The sequence below is a fragment of the Ferrimonas aestuarii genome (genome assembly GCF_005116665.1).
Taxonomy (GTDB): Bacteria; Pseudomonadota; Gammaproteobacteria; order Enterobacterales; family Shewanellaceae; genus Ferrimonas; species Ferrimonas aestuarii.
This window is the reverse complement of record NZ_SWCJ01000012.1, coordinates 21,830-39,674: the sequence shown is the minus strand read 5'-3', so window position 1 is coordinate 39,674 and position 17,845 is coordinate 21,830. Positions and strand designations below refer to the sequence as shown.

At 53.3% G+C, this 17,845-nt stretch carries 14 protein-coding genes; 6 read left to right on the top strand and 8 right to left on the bottom strand.

The annotated features are described in order from the left end of the window. Positions 1–146 precede the first annotated feature (146 nt). Positions 147–2,468 carry a M1 family metallopeptidase gene (locus tag FCL42_RS14450; protein ID WP_136864236.1) on the top strand — a complete coding sequence of 774 codons (2,322 nt, stop codon included), beginning with the start codon at positions 147–149 and terminating at the stop codon, positions 2,466–2,468. Continuing rightward, positions 2,465–2,956 (top strand): DUF6702 family protein, encoded by a 492-nt coding sequence (locus tag FCL42_RS14445; protein ID WP_136864136.1) that lies wholly within the window; start codon positions 2,465–2,467, stop codon positions 2,954–2,956. Before FCL42_RS14450 ends, FCL42_RS14445 begins: the two co-directional genes overlap by 4 nt. Positions 2,957–3,006: 50 nt before the next feature. On the opposite strand, the gene gltS is transcribed toward FCL42_RS14445, so the two are convergent. The 7 genes from gltS to lrp all read right to left on the bottom strand — a co-directional run bounded on the left by gltS (position 3,007) and on the right by lrp (position 11,508). Then, a complete protein-coding gene (gltS, locus tag FCL42_RS14440) occupies positions 3,007–4,230 on the bottom strand; it encodes a sodium/glutamate symporter (protein ID WP_136864135.1) in 1,224 nt (407 codons plus the stop codon). A gap of 345 nt (positions 4,231–4,575) precedes the next feature. Then, on the bottom strand, positions 4,576–5,865 hold the full coding sequence (gene serS, locus FCL42_RS14435; RefSeq protein ID WP_136864134.1) for a serine--tRNA ligase: 1,290 nt from the start codon (positions 5,863–5,865) through the stop codon (positions 4,576–4,578). Between the two features lie 12 nt (positions 5,866–5,877). Further along, complete coding sequence (gene crcB, locus FCL42_RS14430; protein WP_136864133.1) at positions 5,878–6,252, bottom strand: fluoride efflux transporter CrcB; 375 nt, start codon at positions 6,250–6,252, stop codon at positions 5,878–5,880. Then, complete coding sequence (locus FCL42_RS14425; protein ID WP_136864132.1) at positions 6,245–7,573, bottom strand: replication-associated recombination protein A; 1,329 nt, start codon at positions 7,571–7,573, stop codon at positions 6,245–6,247. Before FCL42_RS14425 ends, crcB begins: the two co-directional genes overlap by 8 nt. Next, positions 7,570–8,169, bottom strand: coding sequence for an outer membrane lipoprotein chaperone LolA (gene lolA, locus FCL42_RS14420; protein WP_169308401.1), 600 nt, complete (start codon positions 8,167–8,169; stop codon positions 7,570–7,572). Before lolA ends, FCL42_RS14425 begins: the two co-directional genes overlap by 4 nt. A gap of 19 nt (positions 8,170–8,188) precedes the next feature. After that, the gene (locus FCL42_RS14415; RefSeq protein ID WP_229359872.1) at positions 8,189–10,786 is read right to left on the bottom strand and encodes a DNA translocase FtsK; all 2,598 of its coding nucleotides are present in this window, start codon (positions 10,784–10,786) and stop codon (positions 8,189–8,191) included. A 215-nt stretch (positions 10,787–11,001) separates the two neighbouring features. Further along, complete coding sequence (gene lrp / locus FCL42_RS14410) at positions 11,002–11,508, bottom strand: leucine-responsive transcriptional regulator Lrp (RefSeq protein ID WP_136864130.1); 507 nt, start codon at positions 11,506–11,508, stop codon at positions 11,002–11,004. A gap of 184 nt (positions 11,509–11,692) precedes the next feature. On the opposite strand from lrp, the gene ald reads away from it, so the two are divergent. The 4 genes from ald to cydC all read left to right on the top strand — a co-directional run bounded on the left by ald (position 11,693) and on the right by cydC (position 17,322). Continuing rightward, a complete protein-coding gene (gene ald, locus FCL42_RS14405) occupies positions 11,693–12,808 on the top strand; it encodes an alanine dehydrogenase (protein WP_136864129.1) in 1,116 nt (371 codons plus the stop codon). A gap of 119 nt (positions 12,809–12,927) precedes the next feature. Continuing rightward, positions 12,928–13,878 carry a thioredoxin-disulfide reductase gene (gene trxB, locus FCL42_RS14400; protein WP_136864128.1) on the top strand — a complete coding sequence of 317 codons (951 nt, stop codon included), beginning with the start codon at positions 12,928–12,930 and terminating at the stop codon, positions 13,876–13,878. A 113-nt stretch (positions 13,879–13,991) separates the two neighbouring features. Beyond that, entirely contained in the window at positions 13,992–15,683 is a 1,692-nt protein-coding gene (cydD, locus tag FCL42_RS14395) for a heme ABC transporter permease/ATP-binding protein CydD (protein ID WP_136864127.1), read from the top strand. Continuing rightward, the gene (cydC, locus tag FCL42_RS14390) at positions 15,676–17,322 is read left to right on the top strand and encodes a heme ABC transporter ATP-binding protein/permease CydC (protein WP_136864126.1); all 1,647 of its coding nucleotides are present in this window, start codon (positions 15,676–15,678) and stop codon (positions 17,320–17,322) included. Before cydD ends, cydC begins: the two co-directional genes overlap by 8 nt. A gap of 29 nt (positions 17,323–17,351) precedes the next feature. Here the strand turns inward: cydC and FCL42_RS14385 are convergent, their stop codons facing one another. After that, positions 17,352–17,822, bottom strand: coding sequence for an outer membrane lipoprotein (locus FCL42_RS14385; protein ID WP_136864125.1), 471 nt, complete (start codon positions 17,820–17,822; stop codon positions 17,352–17,354). Positions 17,823–17,845 lie beyond the last annotated feature (23 nt).

Genomic DNA, 17,845 nt, shown 5'->3' with positions numbered 1-17,845 from the left:
CCTTCGCAACGCTGCCTTGATTCAGAACTTGTGAGGGCTTCTGAACTGCACAGAACATTAATGTGATTGGTATAATACTAACAATTGGAACACCCGTGCTTACTCGAACCCTACTTCTAGCCAGCGCCCTATTTAGCGCGGCAGTGATGGCGGCGGATCCGCTTACCCTCACCGGCGATAAGTTTCGCCAGCTAGACGCCGAACTGCCAACGCCCAACACCTACCGAACCGCCTCCGGTGCACCAGGCCATCAGTATTGGCAGCAGCAGGCAGACTACAACATCAAAGTCAGCCTCGATGATGCGACCCAGCGCCTAAGTGGCCAAGAGCGCATCCGCTACCAGAACAACTCACCAGACACCCTGCGTTACCTGTGGCTACTATTGGACGCCAATAAGTTCCGTCAGGACTCCATGGCCAACCGAATGAAGACCACCAGCGTTCCTAGAGAGGGCGACAAAGCCAATCGCATCGATATGCGCAGCTTCCGATCTTCGGTAGAGGGGCAGCGTCACCCCGGTGGCATTGAGCTGACTAAGGTCGCGCTAGCCAATGGCAAAGCCCTGAACTACACAGTAGTCGATACCCTGATGCGTATTGACCTACCAACGCCACTGAAATCCGGAGACGATGTGGAGTTTGATATCCACTGGAATTATCAAATCCATGAGCAGAAGGTTCTTGGCGGTCGCAGTGGTTACGAGTACTTCGAGCGTGACGAAAACCGCCTCTATGAAGTGGCCCAGTGGTTCCCCCGTATGGCCGCCTACAGTGATGCCAACGGCTGGCACAACAAGCCATTCCTGCGCCACGGTGAATTCACCCTAGAGTTTGGCGATTATGAGGTGGCCATTACCGTACCGGAGGACTTTGTGGTTGCCGCTACCGGCACCTTGGAGAACCCCAAACAGGTCCTAACCAAAGCCCAGCGCAAACGCCTCGAGCAAGCCAAAGACGCCGACAAACCGGTTTACATCATCACCCTGGAAGAGGCGCTCGAGAACGAAAAGCGCCGAGGTAAAGGCACCAAAACCTGGAAATTTAAGGCCGATAAGGTGCGCGACTTCGCTTGGGCGGGCTCCCGTAAGTTCCTGTGGGACGCTCAGGGTTATCAGAAAGGCGCCACCGACACCTTGGCGATGTCTTTCTACCCAGAGGAAGCCACGCCGCTGTGGGATAAGTACTCCACCGCCTCCATCATTCACACCATCGACGTCTACAACGACTACAGCTTCGATTACCCCTACCCGGTGGCGATTTCGGTAAACGGTCCGGTAGGCGGCATGGAATACCCGATGATCACCTTCAATGGCCCTCGCCCAGAGATCAATGAAGAAGATCGCAGCGACCGCACTTGGTCTCGCCGCACCAAATACGGTCTTATCACGGTGATCATCCATGAGATTGGCCATATCTATTACCCGATGATCGTCAACTCCGACGAACGTCAGTGGGCGTGGATGGACGAAGGCCTGAACACCTTCGTGCAATATCTGGCAGAGCAGCGCTGGGAGGAAGATTACCCCTCTCGTGGCGGCGAACCTCGGCACATCACCAGTTACATGAAGAGCAGCAATCAAGTGCCGATCATGACCAATTCTGAGTCGATTTTGCAGTTTGGTCCCAATGCGTACTCCAAGCCAGCAACCGCTTTGAACATTTTGCGGGAAACCATCTTAGGCCGCGAACTGTTTGACTTTGCCTTCCGTGAATACGCCCAGCGCTGGAAGTACAAGCGGCCCATGCCCGCCGATTTCTTCCGCACCATGGAGGACGCTTCAGGCACCGATCTGGACTGGTTCTGGCGTGGCTGGTTCTACAGCACCGACCACGTGGACATCAGCATCGATGACGTGCGCCACTACACGGTTAACACTCAAGATCCCGATGTGGAGTCGCAATGGAAGCGCCAACAGCATCACGACAAGCCCGAGAGCATCACCAGCCAGCGCAACTCGGAAGTGGCACGCTTTATCGACGGCAAGCCGGAGCTGCACGACTTTTATAACGAACACGACCAGTTCACCGCCACCAATGCGGATCGCAACAAGTATCACAAAGACCTCGCAAAGCTGGAGCCGTTCGAGCAAGAGCTGCTGAAAGAGAAGCACAACGTCTACCTGCTCGACTTCAGTAACCTCGGCGGCTTGGTGATGCCGATTCTATTGAAGCTCAGCTATGACGACGGCAGCTTTGAAGAGCTGTATCTGCCGGCGGAGATCTGGGTTAAAAACAGCAAGCAAGTTACTAAGATGCTGCTGCGTCCTCCTCATAAGCTCCTGACCCAAGTTGAGGTTGACCCATACTGGCAAACGGCGGATGTCGATACCCAGAACAACCACTACCCAAGGCAGATCAGTCAGTCTCGTTTGCAGCTGTTTAAGCAGAAGAAAAAGAAAAACCTGATGCAGAAATACGCCGAGCCGCTAAAAACCGAAGACGCCAACAGCACTGAGGGTGACCAATGAAGCCGCTTAGCTTACTGACATTGTCTCTGCTGCTGTCTCTATGGAGTTCGGCCAGCAGCGCCCATCAATATCACTTTGGCATGACCGACCTCAGCTTAAGCCAAGACGGCGAACGCATCGAAATTGTGCACCGCTACAGCGCCAATGATCTGGCTCGCGCTCTAAACCTTCAGGGCGCCGAGGATTTCAGCAGCGCCGAAGGCCGCCTTGAGCGCTATTTGAACGCCAACTTTGGCCTCGGCTGCGAAAACGCCACTTCCCTAGACTGGGTTGGCGTGGAAGCGGAAGTGCGTGATGTGTGGATCTATCAGGAGGTTGAGCGCTCACAGCTTGGCAGCCAACTGTGCGTGTCCAATCAAGTCTTAATGGAGCTTGAGCCGTCCCAGGTCAACACCATCAACCTCGGCGGCAAGCTCAAAACCGCCCTTAAGCTCACCGCCCCTGACAGCATGCAAATTCGTCAGGGACAAGGCAAGATTCGGCTGTAACTGCCGTTTTGGCCATTCACAAAGCGCCTCAGACGAGGCGCTTTTTTTGTTCACCCAATAATTGCTAGGTAGGCCTGCAAAATCATCAGGTTCACAATGTCGATAAAGAAGGCCCCCACAATGGGCACCACCATAAACGCCTGAGGCGACGGGCCGAATCGGTTCACCACGGACCCCATGTTCATCACCGCCGTTGGGGTAGCGCCCAAACCAAAACCACAATGGCCGCTGGCGATCACTGCCGCGTCGTAATTGCTGCCCATCAGCCTAAAGGTCACCCAATAGGTAAACAGGCCGATGATCAGCGACTGCACCGTCAGGATGATTAGAAACGGAATGGCCAGATCAAACACGTTCCACAGCTTCAGGCTCATCAACGCCATCGCCAAAAACAGCGACAACGACACCGTACCTAAGATGTCGATGGTTTCGGTATCGATGTGGCGCACCTTGGTGACTTCCAGCAGGTTGGTGACCACCACGCCAATAAACAGCGCATACACGAAATCCGGTATGGTTAACCACGCAATATCAAAACCACTGACCCAGGTTTCCAGATACTTAGCACCGGTAACACACAGCGCCATGATAAACAGCATCTCAATGATCTTATTAGCGGTTACCTTTTCTTGATCGTTATCTTGAAACGTCGCCACTTCAGGGTGGGGCCTAATTTTATCGCCACAGCCATATTGAGAGCTGAGCTTTCGCTTGTTGATGAGCCGCTGCGCTACTGGACTGCCGATGATGCCGCCCATGATCAGGCCAAAAGTAGCCGACGCCATGGCGATCTCCAAGGTATTGCTCAAGCCGTAGTTTTGCTCAAGCGTCTGCGCCCAAGCCGCACCGGTTCCATGACCGCCGGTTAGGGTTATGGAGCCGGCAATCAAGCCCATTAGTGGGTCAAGCCCCAGCAGGGTTGCCAATGAAATACCAACGGCGTTTTGCAAGACAATGAACACCGAGGCGATGGCCAAAAACAGAAACACCTTCGCCCCACCCTTTAACAGCTGGGTGTAGTTTGCCGATAAGCCAACGGTGGCGAAGAACATCAACATGAAGGTGTTTTGCAGCGGCAGGTCAAACTTCAGCTCCACCTGATTGAAGTGCAAAGCCGTAATGAAAGCTGCCACCACCAAGCCTCCAACAATGGGCTCGGGGATATTGAAACGCTTTAAGATAGGAAATTTGGCATTAATGCTGTGGCCTAAAAACAGCACACTGATGGCAACTAGAAACGACTCCAGTGGGCCAACGGATATAACGTGACTCATATGACCTCGATACTCTTATTGTTATTACTCCTCCTTGAATATCTGCTTCCTCTGAGTGGTCCGGAAAGGTACGACCTAGCCGAAAACCGCTGATCTGAAATTATTCCAAAACCCAAAGTTCACCAAGGGAATTTGACGCCCAAAAAGGGGCGTTTTTGACTGAGTGAGGTTTATTTAATCAGCACCATAACCGCCACAGGTGGTCACCGTCTAAGCCCGTTATCAATCGATTAAACTGGCTAATTTGGCCCGAATTTAAAAGTTAATTTGTCGAAATCAAGTCATAAAAAAATCCCCTCAGGAAACCCTGAGGGGATTTTCAAATATTGGTCGCTAACTCACCGATTAACCGATGTGAGTCAAGCCACCCATGTATGGACGCAGCGCTTCTGGGATCTCAATGCGACCGTCAGCTTGCTGGTAGTTTTCCAAAATAGCGACCAAGGTACGGCCAACTGCCAGGCCTGAGCCATTTAGGGTGTGCAGAAGCTCAGGCTTCTTGCTCTCTGGGTTACGCCAGCGAGCCTGCATGCGGCGAGCTTGGAAGTCACCCATGTTGGAGCAAGAGGAGATCTCGCGGTACTTGTCTTGGCTAGGTACCCACACTTCCAGATCGTAAGTTTTGGTAGAACCAAAGCCCATGTCGCCAGTACACAGAACCACTTTACGGTACGGCAGGTTCAGGTTCTGCAGTACTTTTTCAGCGTGACCGGTCAGCTCTTCTAGGGCCGCCATGGACTCAGAAGGCTTGGCCAGCTGTACCAGCTCGACTTTGTCAAACTGGTGCTGACGGATAAGACCACGGGTATCACGGCCAGATGCGCCCGCTTCGCTGCGGAAACACGGCGTGTGAGCGGTTAGCTTCAGTGGCAGATCCTTAGCTTCGAAGATCTCGTCGCGAGCCGTATTGGTCAGCGGCACTTCGGCCGTTGGAATAAGGCTTAGGCGACGGTCAGTGTCCTCAGATAGCTGCTCGGTGTGGAACAGATCTTCACCAAACTTAGGCAGCTGGCCGGTGCCTCGCAGGCTATCTGGGTTCACCAGATAAGGCACGTACATCTCGGTGTAGCCGTGCTCGCTGGTGTGCAGGTCAAGCATGTACTGCGCTAGGGCACGGTGCATTTTGGCGACCTGACCTTTCATCACGATGAAACGTGCGCCGGACAGTTTTGCGGCAGCAGCGAAATCTAGGCCATCTACGCCTTCGCCCACATCCACGTGGTCTTTCACTTCGAAATCGAACTTACGAGGTTCACCCCATACGCTCACTTCAACGTTTTCATCTTCGTCGGCGCCAATTGGGCAGGACTCGTGTGGCAGGTTAGGAATGCCTGCAACGATGTCGTCCCACTCGGCCAACAGCTTATCTTGTTCTGCCTTGGTGGCGGCCAGCTTGTCACCCATGGAGGCAACTTCGGCCAGCAGCGGTGCAATGTCTTCGCCCTGAGCCTTGGCTTTACCAATGGCTTTGGAGCGACTGTTACGTTCAGCTTGCAGTTCCTGAGTCTCGACCTGCAGCGCCTTACGCTGTTCATCCAATTTGGTCAAACGGGCCACATCTAGGATGTAACCACGAGTAGCTAGACGCTCGGCAGTTTGCTCGAGGTCAGCTCTTAGGTATTTGCTGTCTAACATATCGCTCTTTTTCTAAATTCGTGCGTAAACCAACTGCTGACCGACGTACACCATCACAAGACAGAGCCCGACGTTCAGCAAAACATTCAACATCGCCTTGACGATATCCCCTTCCTGCATGAGCAGAAGGGTTTCATTGGAAAAGGTGGAAAAGGTGGTCAAAGCCCCTAACATGCCAACCCCCACAAATGCCTTTAAGGCGGGAGGCAAGTCTGACACATCACCCCAGGCATATAATGCGCCCATCATCAATGAGCCAATGCAGTTGACCATCAGTGTACCAAAGGGAAAGCCAGTTCCGAATAGCTTTATCGCTAATAATGACAAACCATACCGTGCGCTTGCTCCCACTGCGCCACCTAAGGCCACCGCAATTAGATTATTCATAGCGTTTTTGCTCACTTAGGCGGTCAAGTTCCGCCAAATAATCCAGCTTTTCCTTGATGCGTTTCTCCATGCCGCGTTCGCTGGGTTGATAGAAAGTCGCATCCATGATCTCCGGTGGCAGATATACCTCGCCACTGGCATAGGCCCCCAGTTCGTCGTGGGCATATCGATATTCGGCGCCATACCCCAGCTCTGCCATCAACTTGGTTGGGGCATTACGTAAGTGAACTGGCACCTCAAGATACGGCGTCTCTTTTGCCAGACGCCGCGCCGCTTTAAAGGCGGTATAAGTGGCATTGCTCTTTGGCGCTGCCGCCAGGTACAAAATAGCTTGAGCGATGGCTCGCTCCCCTTCCGCAGGCCCGACTCGGTGAAAACAATCCCAGGCATTTAGTGCCACGTCCATGGCTCTCGGGTCGGCGTTACCGATATCTTCTGAGGCGATGGCCAACAGCCGGCGAGCCACATACAGGGGATCGCCGCCGCCCTCTAAGATGCGGCAGAACCAATATAGGGCTCCATCCGGGTTAGAGCCACGAACGGACTTATGCACCGCCGAGATAAGATCGTAAAACTGATCGCCTTTGTTGTCATAACGAGCGATGGGCTCGCCGCCCACTTCACTGAGGTGTTCCAGTGTTAGCAGGCCGTCATCACTCATGTCGGCCATCAGTTCAAGTAGGTTCAGCGCTCGCCGGGCATCGCCATCAACCAACGTAGCTAAGGCGCTGGCCACCTCATCGGGTAAGGTAAGCTGGCGCTTACCTAAGCCGCGCTCAACATCGTTTACCGCATCTCGCAGGATGGTTTCGATGGCTTCAGAGGACAGCTTTTTAATCACATACACTCGAGCCCGAGACAGCAATGCACTGTTGACCTCAAACGATGGGTTCTCTGTGGTGGCACCGATGAAGATCACCGTGCCATCTTCAATGAAGGGCAAAAAAGCGTCTTGTTGGCTCTTATTAAAGCGATGGACTTCGTCAACGAATAGCAAGGTTCTGCGGCCATGAGCCTGAGCCACGTCTTTGGCTTTGGCGATGGCTTCACGAATCTCTTTTACTCCAGAGGTAACCGCTGAGATGCGCTCGACGTGAGCGTTGGAGTACTCCGCCACCAGCTCGGCCAATGTGGTTTTACCGGTTCCCGGTGGCCCCCACAAGATCATGGAGTGGGCACGGCCAGCCTCAAGGGCTTGGCGAAGGGGTTTGCCTTTGGCAAACAGATGCTCCTGACCGATGTAGTGCTCCAGCTTAGTTGGCCGCATGCGGGCAGCCAACGGCCGAAAGTCAGGGCTAAAATCTAGGGATAAACTGCTCATTGACCACGCTGATCGTCAATTTCGGTGCCTTCTGGGGCCACAAATTCAAATAAACTTGCTGCCTGAGCTTCTGTGGTAAAGCCGGTAAGTGTAAGGTCGCTGTGACCACCATAGCTGTAGTTCATGGTCAACGATTTGATGATTTGGCCATCGAAGCAAACCTTCATGGCACTGATTTGGCTGTCTTCTTCTTTTGCCGCAAGCGTATAGCAATCGCCCTGCTGGCTAACGTCATACTGCTGCCACGCATCGGATTGGCTTTGAGTCAAAATGGTGACCGGCGTTTGGGCCACCGCATCGTCTTGACGGTAAACCGTGGCGGCTTCCATAAAGGGCTCATACACCCACACCGCTTGACCGTCAGCAATAATCAGGTAGTCATCGGGGATCTGCTGCTGCCAACGCATCCGATCCGGGGCCTGCATCGACAGCTCGCCAGACGCGGTGCTGGTTAGCTGCCCCGCCTCATCATAGACCTGTTGATTAAACTGGGCAGAGAACTGCTCTAGCTGCGCCAGTTTCTGTTTTAAATTGTCGTCCGCCGCCCCATGGGCCACGAAAGGCAGCATCACTGCCAAAATTAACATCGGCTTCATAGCGTCTCTTCTGTCTAGGTTACTGGCGGTTAGGCACCAGCACTTCACGGTTGCCATTGTGCCCTGGTGCACTGACCACGCCGGCGGCTTCCATCTCTTCGACCATGCGTGCCGCGCGGTTGTAGCCAATTTTCAGCTTACGTTGCACGCTGGAGATAGACGCGCGGCGTGATTCAATCACAAAGGCCACGGCTTCATCGTAAAGGGCATCTTTCTCGGCATCGCCCTCGGCGGCTTCACCAGGGAGTAACACCTGTTCGCCACCACTTTCGCCAGCCAAAATCTCTTCAATATAATTAGGCTTGCCACGAGCTCGCCAATCGGCGACCACTCGGTGCACTTCATGATCGTCCACAAAGGCGCCATGAACTCGATTAGGCACACCGGTACCCGGTGGCAAGTACAGCATGTCACCTTGGCCCAGCAGCTGTTCTGCACCTTGCTGGTCCAAAATGGTGCGAGAATCCACACGGCTGGATACTTGGAACGCAATCCGAGTTGGAATGTTGGCCTTAATCAAACCGGTGATGACATCCACCGATGGCCGCTGAGTCGCCAGAATCAAGTGAATGCCAGCCGCACGCGCCTTCTGGGCAATACGGGCGATCAGCTCTTCCACCTTCTTACCAACAATCATCATCATGTCGGCAAACTCATCCACCACCACTACGATGGAGGGCAGCTTCTCCAGCTCCGGAGGCTGCACGTCCATGGAGTCGGTGGCGCTCCAAAGTGGATCCAAAATCGGCTCACCAGCCTGTTTCGCTTCCAAAATCTTGGCGTTGTAGCCCTTGAGGTTTCGCACTCCTAGGGCCGACATCAACTTATAACGACGCTCCATCTCCCCCACGCACCAGCGCAGGGCATTGGAGGCCTCTTTCATGTCGGTTACCACTTCGCAAAGCAGATGCGGAATGCCTTCGTATACCGACAGCTCCAACATCTTTGGATCGATCATGATAAGGCGAACGTCTTCCGGTGTGGACTTGTACAACAAGCTCACAATCATCACGTTTACGCCCACGGATTTACCAGAGCCAGTGGTACCCGCCACCAGTAGGTGAGGCATCTTGCCTAAGTCTACGACCACAGGGAAGCCGGAAATATCCTGACCCAACACCATGGCGAGATTCGATTTGGATTGTTCAAACTGCTCGCAGCCCAATACGTCACGCAGGTACACCACTTCTCGGTGTTTATTCGGCAGCTCTAGACCGATCACCGATTTGCCTGGGATGACCTCAACCACTCGCACACTAACCGCCGACAGCGCTCGGGCCAAATCTTTAGCTAGATTACTGATTTTAGATACTTTTACTCCAGGAGCTAGATCGAGCTCAAAGCGGGTAATCACCGGTCCTGGATGCACATCAACCACCTTGGCATCGACGTTAAAGTCGGCCAGTTTTAGCTCCACTAGGCGAGCTATCTGATCCAGCTCCTCTTGGCTGATGGGGTTCTTGGCTTTATTGGGTCTGTCCAATAACTCCAAGGTTGGCATCAAGGTTTGCGCTTCAGACGGCGTAATCTCGGTTTGTGCAGGAGCCAAAGGCGCCTTAGGAGCCTGAGCTACTGGTGCTTGAATCTCAGGTTGAGGCTCGCTGATGGGCGCTTCAACCACAGGAGTCGTCATTACCGGCTCTTGATAGTCTGTCGCCACCTTAGGCGCGCCGATGCTTGGCTCCGGCGCTAAGGTTTGCAGCACCGGCTCAGCTCGACCATCCACCGCCTGTTTAAGCTCATCGGATAGCTCGGTATCGACCTCTAGGCCGCTGTCTTCTGACTCGGGGCCGTAGCGGCGCTCGTCATACCACGCCACAAACTTATTGAACCACTCGAAGCGGTACAGGAAAGGAACGCGATCAATCCAGTCAGAAGGCTGCTCTTCAGCCACGTCGTATTCCGCCAGCGGATCGGTATTGCTAGCGCCGCCCACTTCGGCCATCTCAGGTTTGGCTTTCGATGGCGTTGTGGCCTTGGACGGCTTAGTAGCCTGTGTTGCGGGTTCGTCGCTCTTAGTTTTGAAGCGTTTTGGCAGTCTCCACAGCCACAGTGCACTGGAGTTAACCCCCCAGCCCACCGTTTCCGCGACCGTAGCCCAGCTAATGCCAGTAAACAGAGTAAAGCCCGCACCAAGGAAACACAGCAACAGCATGGTGGTGCCGAGCAGATTGAAATAGGGCAACATCGCATCACGGATAACATCACCAATGACACCACCCGCAGAGAAGTTGTAAATATCGTCGGCATTGATTGAGGCTAACGTAGAGCACCCGAGCAGCACCAACAGCAAACCGACAATGCGCAGAGCTACCGAGAAGTAATCAACCTCTTGCAAGCGATAGCGGCGGCGGAACATCAACCAGCCGGTGGATGCAATCAGCACCGGTATGAACCATGCACTGATACCAAACGCAAAATAGAGCAGATCAGCCAGCCAAGCACCGACCGGCCCCAACTGATTATTGACCTCACCGCTCCAAGACGTTTGGCTCCAACCTGGGTCTCCTGGGTGAAACTCTCCAAGGGCTGCCAACACATACAGCGCCAGCATGGTACACAGAATCAGGCCACCTTCTAACAACCGCTGAACCCCATTAAGCGTACGTGGTTGCACCGCTTGCTCACTCAAGCTAATTACCTTTTGATCTCAATAGTAAATATAAGCATCAACCTTACCAAACTCTGAAGGCCAATGCATGGTTATCTATACAGCTTAGCTGCGGAAATAAAGGCTTAGGTCAATCTTTAGCGGTCTATTTTCCATCAGGCATAAAAAAGCGCCGCGATAATCGCAGCGCTTTAGATTCAACCTTAAAGATTTAACGAAGCCTATACGGCAGGAACGTTTTGCGAAATCTGTACGCGGCTGGTTTGTTTAACCTCTTCCATCACTACGTAAGTACGAGTGTCTTTCACTCCTGGAAGTTTCAACAGCGTCTCGGACAGGAGTTGGCGATAGGCGGACATATCGCTAACTCGAGTCTTCAATAGGTAATCGAAGTCACCGGATACCAAGTGGCACTCTTGGATGTCTTCCAGTTCCATTACCGATTGATTGAACTTATCGAACACTTCTGGGGAGTCACGGTTAAGGGTAATCTCGACATAAACCAACAATGAGGCGCCGAGATAATGGGGGTTGACTAGCGCAGTGTAGCCTTGAATAAAGCCTTGTCTTTCAAGACGTTTCACTCGTTCCAAACAAGGAGTAGGACTCAAACCTACGCGCTTGGAGAGTTCAACATTGGAGATACGGCCGTCCTTCTGCAGTTCATTCAGAATGTTACGGTCGATTCTATCCAACTCTTTGAGTGGCTTTTTCTTATTATATGCCATTTTGTGCTTCCTTTTCCCTTTATGGTTGGGATTTTATCCTAATAATGCCCAAATATATCGGAAGAAAAACTTCCGACTGAATAATATACTGATTCGCACTCGATAGCCATGAAAAAATCATGTTCAGACAGACAAATTCACCAGTTCCGCCTACGGATTAATAGAAAATAATAAAGAGGACCTTATGATCATCGGTGTACCCAAGGAAATTAAAAATCATGAATATCGTGTAGGCATGGTGCCTGCAAGCGTACGCGAGCTTACCCGTCGCGGCCACCAAGTATTGGTGCAGACCCTTGCAGGAAGTGGTATCGGTTTTGAAGATCAGGACTACATCCAAGCTGGTGCGGAAGTAGTTGGCAGCGCTGAGGAGGTGTTTGCTAAAGCCGAGATGATCGTAAAGGTCAAAGAACCACAAGCCGTTGAGCGCGCCATGCTGCGCAAAGGTCAAATCCTATTTACCTACCTGCATTTGGCCCCAGATCTCCCGCAAACTGAAGATCTCATCAATAGTGGATCCATCTGCATTGCTTACGAAACCGTAACAGATAATCGCGGTGGTCTGCCGCTGCTGGCTCCGATGTCAGAAGTGGCGGGTCGCATGTCTATCCAAGCCGGTGCACAGGCCCTTGAGAAATCCAATCAAGGCCGCGGCATGCTGCTGGGCGGCGTACCAGGTGTAGAGCCAGCGAAAGTTGTGGTTATCGGCGGTGGCATGGTTGGCCGTAACGCAGCCCTGATGGCCGTCGGCATGGGCGCTGACGTCACCATCCTTGATCGCAATGTTGACGTACTGCGTAGCCTTAACAACCAATTCGAAAACCGCGCGAAAGTGGTGTACTCCACCGAAGAAGCCCTTGAGCGTCACGTTTTGGAAGCGGATCTGGTCATTGGTGGCGTTCTGATCCCTGGCGCCGCAGCGCCTAAGCTGGTCACTCGCGAGCACATCAGCAAGATGAAGCCTGGCTCTGCCATTGTTGACGTGGCCATCGACCAAGGTGGTTGTGTGGAAACCTCTAAGGCGACCACTCACCAGGATCCTGTGTTCATCGTCGACGATGTTGTGCACTACTGTGTTGCCAACATGCCAGGCGCGGTGCCACGCACCTCCACGTTCGCCCTGAACAACGCCACCCTGCCGTACATCATTGCCCTAGCAGAGAAAGGATACAAGCAAGCGTTGCTGGATGATCAGCACCTGCTCAACGGCCTAAACGTGATGGATGGCAAGATCACCTGTGCTGAGGTCGCCGAAGCACTGAACTTCGAGTACGTAGACCCGCGTCCACTGCTGAACTAAATCCAGCTGGAACTAAAAGCGGACAACGCAATCGAAAAAAGGGGCCCAAAGGCCCCTTTTCTTTTGCGGCGCAGCCCCATAGAATTCTGACAATTCCGCACATAAGGATGGAGAGTCTAATGAGCCAAGTAAAACACTGTGGCCTACTAATTTTGGGATCCGGCCCAGCCGGCTACACCGCAGCGGTTTACGCTGCCCGAGCCAACCTAAACCCAGTTCTGATCACCGGTATGCAGCAAGGGGGTCAGTTGACCACCACTACCGAAGTGGAAAACTGGCCTGGCGACGCCAACGATCTGACCGGTCCCGGACTCATGCAACGGATGCAGGAACACGCGGAGAAGTTTGAGACCGAGATTTTGTTCGACCACATTAATGAAGTGGATCTGAAAAACCGCCCATTCCGTCTTAAAGGCGACAGCGGCGAATACACCTGTGACGCACTGATCATCTCAACTGGTGCTTCAGCCAAATACCTAGGCTTGGAATCAGAAGAAGCGTTCAAAGGTCGCGGCGTGTCTGCATGCGCAACCTGTGATGGCTTCTTCTACCGTGGCCAGAAGGTTGCCGTGGTCGGTGGTGGTAACACCGCCGTTGAAGAGGCTCTGTACCTGTCGAACATCGCGTCAGAGGTTCACTTGGTACACCGCCGTGATAGCTTCCGCGCCGAGAAGATTCTGATCAAGCGCCTGATGGATAAGGTTGAAAACGGCAACATCATCCTGCACACCGACCGCACTTTGGATGAGGTGCTGGGCGATGACATGGGCGTCAACGCCATTCGTATCAAAGACACCCAATCCGATGCCACGGAAGTGGTTGAGGTAGCCGGCGCCTTTATCGCCATCGGTCACCAGCCGAACACCGCTATGTTCGAAGGGCAGTTGGCGATGGAAAATGGCTACATCAAAGTACAAAGCGGCTTAGAAGGTAACGCCACCGCCACCAGCATTGAAGGCGTATTCGCCGCCGGTGACGTGATGGATCACAACTACCGCCAAGCGATCACCTCCGCTGGCAGTGGTTGTATGGCGGCCTTGGATGCCGAGCGCTTCCTCGACGCCCAATAACCGCAACACAGTAAATACTAAGGGGAGAATCATCTCCCCTTTTTATACCGCACAGATTCAATAGCGAGTCTATTTTATCTTCTTGGTATTACCCACTTTTATAGTAGAAATCTATGGATAAAGTGCAGCAGCGACGTTTGTCACTGTGGCTCAAAGGCGCCGTTAAGCCTGCCAAATCTTGGCTCATTCTCACCCTGTTATGCGGTACCGTCGCCGGCCTTGCCACGCTTGGCCAAGCTTGGGTGCTGGCAAACCTGCTTCACCAATTGATCATCGAATCAACGCCTGCAAATAAACTCACCGACGCTTTCTTAATGTTAGCTGGGCTCATTTTACTGCGTGCGGCGGCCAATGGCGCCAAAGAGCGCTTTGGGTTTCATGTCGGTGCCATGGTTCGTCAGCAAACTCGCCAGGCGATACTGGACAAGTTGGATCGCTTAGGCTCCGCGTTTACCCAAACTCGAAGTGCAGGCAGTTGGTCCACTACCCTTCTGGATCAAGTTGAGCAGTTGAACGACTTCTACTGTAAATACCTGCCACAGATGGTACTGGCGGCCCTCATTCCAACCATGATTCTGGTACTGCTGTTCCCCATCAATTGGATAGCTGGCATCATTCTGCTGGCCACCGCACCTCTGACGGTGCTGTTCATGGCCATCATTGGCATGGGCGCGGCCGATGCTAACAAGCGCAACTTCAAAGCTCTAGGTCGATTATCAACGGTGTTCTTAGATCACCTGAAAGGGCTTAGCACCATTCGTCAATTTGCCGCCGCCGATCGGGAGCTCAATCAGCTCAACGAAGCGTCAGAGGACTTTCGTCATCGCACTATGGAAGTGTTGCGGATGGCGTTTCTCTCCTCCGCAGTGCTGGAATTTTTCGCCGCCATCTCCATCGCCTTGATTGCGGTCTACTTCGGCTTTAGCTACCTAGGCCACCTTAACTTTGGCCATTACGGGCTGGGCATTTCCCTATTTACCGGCTTTTTGGTACTGCTGTTGGCACCGGAGTTCTACCAGCCGCTTCGAGATCTTGGCAGTTACTATCACGCCAAGGCGCAGGCTTTAGGCGCCGCAGAGTCGATCATCGAATTTTTGGAACGGCCAGAGCAAGAGCTTGGACAAACCCCTTTTGCCGATGCGAGTCAGATTGCCATTGAGGCCAACAATCTGGTGGCCATGAGCATTGAGGGTACCGAGCTCACCAATCCGGTCAGCTTTCACCTAGAGCACGGCCAAAAATTGGCACTGATTGGACAGTCCGGCGCCGGAAAGACCTCCATTTTGCAGGTGCTAATGGGGCTGCTTCCCTACACCGGCAGCGTCAAAGTTAACGGCCAGGAGTTGCGTGAGCTGCTGCGTAGCGATTGGCTACGCCAATACAGCTGGCTTGGGCAAAACCCTGCACTCATCTACGGCAGCGTCGAAGACAACCTGAAATTAGGCCAAAAACAGCTCGTTCAGGAAGAGATTGCTCAGGCCTGCCAGCAAGCACATTTTGATGAGGTGGTGTCTCAGCTTCCCCAAGGAATCAATCACCCAATCCATGAAAATAATGGCGGCCTTTCCGTCGGTCAGGCCCAGCGGTTGGCCTTGGCCCGTGCTCTACTCAAAAACGCACCACTGCTGCTTTTGGATGAACCGACGGCCAGTCTCGATGCTCAAAGTGAAGCCTATGTTATGGACGGTCTCAAAACCCACTGGCAAGACAAAACCGTCATTATGGTGACCCACAGACAAGACAGTCTGGACACCATGGATCACTGCGTACAACTGACACCAAGAGAGGGCAAAACCAATGTCTGATTTATGGCCCTTTATCCGTCTGTTTGCCCGTCACAAATGGCCGATGCTGTTTGGGGTGTTACTGGCCATCATCACCCTTATCGCCAGCATTGGTCTGTTAACCCTGTCCGGCTGGTTCTTGGCCGCGTCCGCCAGCGCTGGGCTAGTGATAGCAACTCGGGGCCAATTTAATTATCTGTACCCGTCCGCAGGGGTTCGCGGTTTTTCCCTACTCAGAACCGTTGCTCGCTGGGCTGAGCGAGTGGTGAGCCACGATGCCACCTTCCGTATCCTGACTCTGCTGCGAGGCCGCTTCTTTGAAGCCTTACTGCCGCTGCCAGCCAAAGATCGTCAGTCGCTGCGCAGTGGCGACCTCCTCAACCGCATGGTCAGCGACGTAGATACTTTGGATCACATCTATCTGCGCCTCATCTCACCGCTGATTGCGGCAGTGGTTGCCATTGCTGGCTGCGTGCTGTTTTTAAGCTGGTTCGACATTGAATTGGCCTTGGTGCTGGGAGCGGTGCTAGTGGGGTTACTGCTGACCCTGCCAATGCTGTTTTATAAGCTTGGTAAACGCCCGGGCGAGAAACTGGGGGATGCTACGCAATCTCTTCGCCAAGATCTTAACGATACCCTCAGTGCCCATACTGAGCTCAGTGTTTATGGCGCAATGGATGAGCAGCGCCACAAAGTTGCCGAATCTGAACAGCAACTGCTGGATGCTCAAAAACGGCTGAATGGGCTGACGGCGCTGTCGCAGTTCCTGTTGCAACTGCTCAACGGTTGGACACTGGTGCTGATGCTCTATCTGGGAGCCGATCAAATTGGTGCCCTAGCTCCTCCTGGGCCATTATTGGCACTGGTTGGCTTTTTAACTCTAGCCAGCTTTGAGGCAATTATTCCGGTTGCCGGCGCCTTCCAGCACTTAAGCCATACCTTGAGTGCCGCCCGTCGGCTCAACCCGATACTCAATCATGCGCCAACGCAAACATTCGGAGACCAACCGTGGACCGAAGGGGTGCTTCGTATGGAAGCACTTAATTTCAGTTATCCCGGCGCCATTAACCCCGCCCTGAGCGACTGCCAGCTAGAGCTGCACCCAGGAGAGAAGATCGCCATCGTCGGCAAGACAGGTTGTGGTAAGTCCACCCTGTTGCAACTGATAAGCCGAGAGTGGCAACCCAATTCAGGGCGCATCACACTGGCGGATACGCCACTGAATACAATAAGCGAAGCATCCCTTAGAGCGAACCTATGCGTTATCGAGCAGAAGGTACACATCTTCAACGCCACTTTGGCAGATAACCTTCGTATCGCCGCGACGGGTGCCAGCGAGGCTGAGCTGGTTACCGTACTTTCCCGCGTTGGTCTGGATCATCTGTTAGAGACGAAAGGCCTGTCGTTGTGGCTTGGTGATGGCGGCCGCCCTCTATCCGGAGGTGAAGCCCGCCGTATCGGGTTAGCACGAGCCCTACTCCACCCAGGAAAATGGCTACTGATGGATGAACCCACCGAAGGATTGGATAACGATACAGAACAGAAGGTATTGGATGAACTGCTCGACAGCGACCGCAGCGTCATCTACGTCACTCACAAGCAAGCGGGCCTTGAGCGCATGGACAGGGTACTGACCATGCACCAAGGGCAGTTTGGTTAACTCATCGTGTTAAGCGATGTAGCCCTTCGCTACATCGCTTTATCGACTCGAACGCTGCCTTCAGATAGGTACACCAAACGCACCTCATCGCCAGCATTAAAGTGCATTCTCGGGTCTTGATCCTGCAGCACCATCAATCGCTCACCGGCATCGGTCATCACCATCAGTTCAACCAGCACCAATTCGCGAACCTGATACGCCGGGCTGCGATTTTGCACCATTCCGGCTCCAAGTAATGCGCCCAGCACCGTGGCCACATCGCGGCCGGAGCCGTCACCAAACTGATTGCCAATCAAACCACCGGCCAGAGCACCGCCGAAGGTTTTCCAACCCCGATTTTTATCTTCCACCAACTCTTGCTGATGAACCTGTCGCACCGACTCGACTGTTGCATATTCAACCTTCTGCACCGGTACCGCTGTGTTACGATTATAGGGAGAGGCCCATAAGCTAAATGAGGCCAGTAAGAGTGCCCACAGGGCAAAAGTTTTCATCCGCATCATCGTTCTCTTTGTCGATAGGC